This window comes from Vibrio plantisponsor (assembly GCF_013041605.1).
Taxonomy (GTDB): Bacteria; Pseudomonadota; Gammaproteobacteria; order Enterobacterales; family Vibrionaceae; genus Vibrio; species Vibrio plantisponsor.
On record NZ_JABEQC010000029.1, the window covers coordinates 1 to 4,961 of the forward strand.

General features: G+C 34.7%; 3 protein-coding genes. 2 read left to right on the forward strand and 1 reads right to left on the reverse strand.

What is annotated here, in order from left to right; translation table 11 throughout:
- The first annotated feature begins 2,201 nt into the window (after positions 1-2,201).
- Together HKI82_RS20270 and HKI82_RS20275 are read left to right on the forward strand one after the other, a co-directional pair.
- Entirely contained in the window at positions 2,202-2,468 is a 267-nt protein-coding gene (locus tag HKI82_RS20270; RefSeq protein ID WP_171139012.1) for a hypothetical protein, read from the forward strand.
- Positions 2,469-2,884: 416 nt separating this feature from the next.
- On the forward strand, positions 2,885-4,090 hold the full coding sequence (locus HKI82_RS20275; protein ID WP_171139013.1) for an EAL and HDOD domain-containing protein: 1,206 nt from the start codon (positions 2,885-2,887) through the stop codon (positions 4,088-4,090).
- A 225-nt stretch (positions 4,091-4,315) separates the two neighbouring features.
- On the opposite strand, the gene HKI82_RS20280 is transcribed toward HKI82_RS20275, so the two are convergent.
- Positions 4,316-4,961: GGDEF domain-containing protein (locus tag HKI82_RS20280; protein ID WP_171139014.1), on the reverse strand; the 646-nt coding region annotated here is incomplete at its 5' end.

The window sequence follows — 4,961 nt, forward strand, 5'->3', positions numbered from 1 at the left end:
TATTTAAAGAAGTTGTGTTTTCATATTTGAATACGCATATAACAATAAATTTAAGCAGATTCGTAACGCTCAGCATTTTTGCTTTGAATCAGCTTCAGTGTTTACGGCACAATGGTTTAGGTTAGTGGTAGCGTTACTCGCTACTTAATTTGGCGTTAACCCATAGATATTTTTATCCGAAATTTACCTGATAAAGCCAACGTCCTAACACGTTTTGTCCATCTTCGATTCAGCATGATCTGAGCTGAATCGTTTGTGTCCCGTTCCTTGTTCAGCGCTGACTTTCATGATGACTAGCTACTCATTATGTGACGAATCAAGGTATCAGCTATCAATTAATACTCCAATAACGTTATATGGAATTCTCTAACACTTTCTGTTACAGATACGAGCATTAAGATTTGCTACACTTTATATTATCAAGACAGAAAATCAGAATAGGTTACGTATGAGTATTGAATTTGTAATATCTATGGGGATACTTTTAGCTGGTTCGATCGCGGTGGCTACGTTTGCTGTAAGATATGATAAAAATCGAAATAACAAATAGAAAAATATTAGGTAAGTTCTATGGCTTGTGTCGCTGAAGTAACTCTAATTGTACTGATTACATAGATTTGCTATATGCAGTGATCAAGTTGTATTAAAATATAGACCACGAAATCACGTAAATTTCATGTCAAACACGACTGATATGATATGGCTTCTCTACACTTACTAAACTTCACCTGATTATCCCCCTCCGTTAGAATATTATTTTTCCTTTAATATCAGTTATTTAGTTTTTGTTTTATTCAAAGTATTAATGACAACTAACGTTTTACATGTGGTCTACGCGTTTAGAAAGAATATAGTATTCACAAGTGATTCACGGATTTGATTTTAAACTTATACTAATCAATCGGTTAGAGTTGTTTAATATCGTGTGCATGTTGATGATTGTCCAGTGTTTTACATGAGGTTTACGATACAGGAAGAATATAACATTCACACGCTATTTACAGGTTTTTTAATTAATTCAATTGGTTATATAATATTTGGCAGTTTTGTATAGAACACTTTTATCCGTGAATTCCTTGTTATAATAGATCGAAGTTAGCTTTGTTAAGGCAGGAATTGTAAATGTTGTTTTTTAATTGATTGATTAATAAATGAAAAATTTAACTTACACAGGGAGCCGTAATTCAAGAGTACTTGTATAGAACACTTTTACGCGTAAATTTCATGTCAAACACGACTGATATTGCTTCCTTATACTTACTAATTTTCACCTGATAATCCCCCCTTCCGTTAGAGTCTTAATTTAATGCTTAAAATCAATTGGTTATGTTTTTTATTATAAGCGGAGCATTAATGACCAACTAACGTTTTACATGAAGTCTACGCGTTGGAAATAATACAACATTCACAAGTGATTCACGGATTTTATTTTAAATATATACAAATCAGACACTTAAGACTATATAATATCGTATGAATGTTGATGAGAATTCAATGTTTTACATGAGGTCTACGCGTTAGGAAGAATATATCATTCACATGTAATTTATAAAGTTGAATTTATCTTAATAAAATCAATTAATTATGGTGTTTGTTGTAATTTCATATAGAACATTTCCATCCGTGAATTTCTTGCTATATCGGAGCAAAGTGGAAAAGAACTACTGACTGGGCTTGTTGCATGGGTATAGAACACTTTTATCCGTGAATTCCATGTCAAACTAGAACGATATCGATTTCTAAAACTTGATTGCTATATGGAGAGAAATAATATTCAGCAATAAAGAACGATTTGCTTAAAAAACTGTAGTATCTACTTCAAAGATAACACATGTCTCACTTTTATAATGTTGCTAAAGTGGTTTTTTAGTACTGTTCAAAAAAACAACCTTGTACTTACCCGCTTTAATTGCCAATTTACAGGCTTGCGTCAATTTACGCATTGATTCAACCTTGCGGTGATTTGTAACTATGGTTTTTCGTGCATCCATGATTTTACCTGTATAAAAAACCTATATTATTGAATAATACTAGATGATTACATACTGTCTTGCCAGACGTCTGTAGCTATTTAATCTATATACTTCTAATTGATTTAAACTGCTTAAGTCAACGTTTTCCCTTCTTTTTTCAGGGCTAATATCTAGCTGCTCACTATGCTATAAATTATCTAATGTCATTTTTGAATCGAGAAGTCAGTTATGAGTAAAAAACGATTGTCAGAAAAAGACCTTTTAGAAGGATTAACAAGTCATACTGCACACTCTGATGAACTCGCGACTACAAGTGAAAAAGATTGGGGGTCTTATTCGGAAGATGCGAATATGGCGGATAGCGATTTTCTAGTTGAACGACGTGATGTTTTTGACTCTTCCCGAATTGAATTTGAGGAAGATGAACAAGACCGAGAGCTAGTTAAGCAAAGAGAAAATTCCCCAGAAATTGACGTTGATATTGATGACCTGTGAACCAGCATGTTTGTGTTACGGAATTAATCATGTGATCACCAAAATCAAAAATGCCCCAAAGTTTCTCAGCCAAGGAATGAAGGAATCTTTCTTTCGTCATCAATTGACCTACTTATGATAATGCGAATCTGGATATGATTGGGATACAGAGTTCTCTGCAAACAATCCTTAGTGACAGTCTGTGATGCCTTGGTATGGTTGCTGTTTTTGGCACTATAACGACGGGGAGTAAGACATGTTGAATGGTATATTGTAAAAAATGAAATGTTTACAGTCTTTAATTGATATCTATCACGTTAAAGTTATGTGAAATAGCTTTTCATCATGGTATTCAAAACTTCTAGTTGGTTTTTGTGTTTTCTTCGAGTTACATCTCATAAGTGATCAGCATCAGCGAGTGTAAGGTGTAGCGAACTATGTTTAGTTATGTAGCAAGACAGCCCATTTTTGACAGAAATTTAGACATTTATGGCTATGAATTACTTTATCGTGATGGACCAAGTAATGCATTTCCGAATGGGATGACCTATGGCATCACCGAACGCCTATTTGTTGAACAGCATTTGACTTATCAAGGGATATTACTTGACCAAAAATTGGGGTTTGTGAACTTTGATTACGATGATCTGATTAACGAATTGCCGTTAGAGTTCCCAAACGACCAGTATATCGTTGAGGTATTGGAAACCTGTCAGCCTGACGCAGATCTTTTGCATGCTTTACAATCTCTTAAAGCGAATGATTACATTGTTGCACTCGATGATTTCTGTTTTAGTGATAAACGTTGGAGTCCGTTTATTGACGTTGCAGATATCATAAAGTTCGATATACGAGCCTGCCCGTTAAACCAAATTAAACACTTTGCCATTGAGTTGAAACAGCGCAATAAAAAGTTATTAGCTGAAAAAGTTGAAACGTATGAAGAATACGAAGAAGCCAAGAGGTTAGGCTTTGATTTCTTTCAAGGTTATTTTTTCTCTAAACCACAATTAATCAAACACAATAAACTTGATGAAGTGTTCAAAGCAAACATAGAACTTCTTCAAGAAATAAGTAAGACAGAGTTTTCTGTCAACACCATTGAAAAAATCATCGCTAAAAGTCCATCCCTAACAATTCGATTGTTCAACTATGTCAATAGTCAAGTATCTATACGTGCAGAAATCAGTTCAATCAATCAAGCGGTTAGCTATCTAGGTAAAGAAAGGCTCAAGCGATTTTCATCGCATCTGATTCTCTCTATGTGCCCGAAGAACAAGCCTAACGCATTGTTTCTTAGTTCATTATATCGTGCACATCTGCTTCAAACGTTAGCGTTGGAATTCCATGGAGGAGCTGTTGCAGGAAAAGCATATATCACAGGTATGTTGTCACTTTTCGATGCGTTAATGGACGTGCACATGCCCGTGATTCTCTCCAGTTTAAACTTGGACCGAGACATCACTGACGCTATTTTGGAGTACAAAGGTGATCTCGGTGAATTGTTGTTATTGGTTAAATCCTTAGAAGAAGGTAATTGGAGCTATGTAGACAAGTTTCAGTTGAATCACAACAAAATTTCGCCTTCAATGTCAAAACGATTTATCGATACGATTGCTTATGTAAATAAGAATATGGATTGAAGATGCTGCCATTCAAGTCATATCAGTTCTAAACGTTCAAGAAGCCAATATAGGGCTTCTTAACCCGACATAAGCCTTTTACAACATCAGGTTTTACATGCTTTTGCCCCTAAGTTTGCTAGCGTTGTTACTCAATAATTTTCGCTCAATGATTAAATCAATCAGTTTATATAATCCCTCAGCCCAAATTCCAACCTATGTATAATTGATGTGCGATATCTCTTTTTAAATGAAAAACTCTGTGTCTTTGTTCTTTGCAGATGATTTATTGAAGTACATACTTTTATCTGCATTGGACAATACTTCATTGATAAGCTTTGGATTTGCCTTATTTTTAAAGGTGTAACTTCCGATACTTAATGAAATCCATATTTTTTGACTATTCCAGTGTAAAGGGCTGGCCTCAAGGCAAAGATGCATCTTATGGATTACATTATACACATCCTCTTTATTTGATACTCGGTGTAAGATAACTACGAATTCGTCGCCTCCAATTCTTGAAATGAAATCAGATGAACGCAAGCAGCGATTTAAGGATGAGGCTGTATGCTTCAAAACTTCATCACCAGCCTCATGCCCTAGGGAATCATTAATCTGTTTGAACTTATTTAAATCGATATTAAGAACAGTAAACTCAACGATTGAACCCTCTCTCGACATTATTTTCGTCATTTCTTGAAATAAGTAACGGCGATTAGGTAATTGAGTAAGCTCATCATGTAATGATAAGTTTTGAGCACGTAAGTAGTTTTTAACTAACGCTATAAGAAGAAAATAGCCGATGGTAAACGTTGCAATCCTGTAGTGGTCAACTAAATTTGGCCACGGTTTTAGAGTTTTTCCAATACAGTAGTTCAGATTCATTGGGTGT

Excerpts from the sequence above, each read along its gene's own strand:
- HKI82_RS20270 (WP_171139012.1), top strand. The coding sequence starts at position 2,202 with ATGAGTAAAAAACGATTGTCAGAAAAAGACCTTTTAGAAGGATTAACA.
- HKI82_RS20275 (WP_171139013.1), top strand. The coding sequence starts at position 2,885 with ATGTTTAGTTATGTAGCAAGACAGCCCATTTTTGACAGAAATTTAGAC.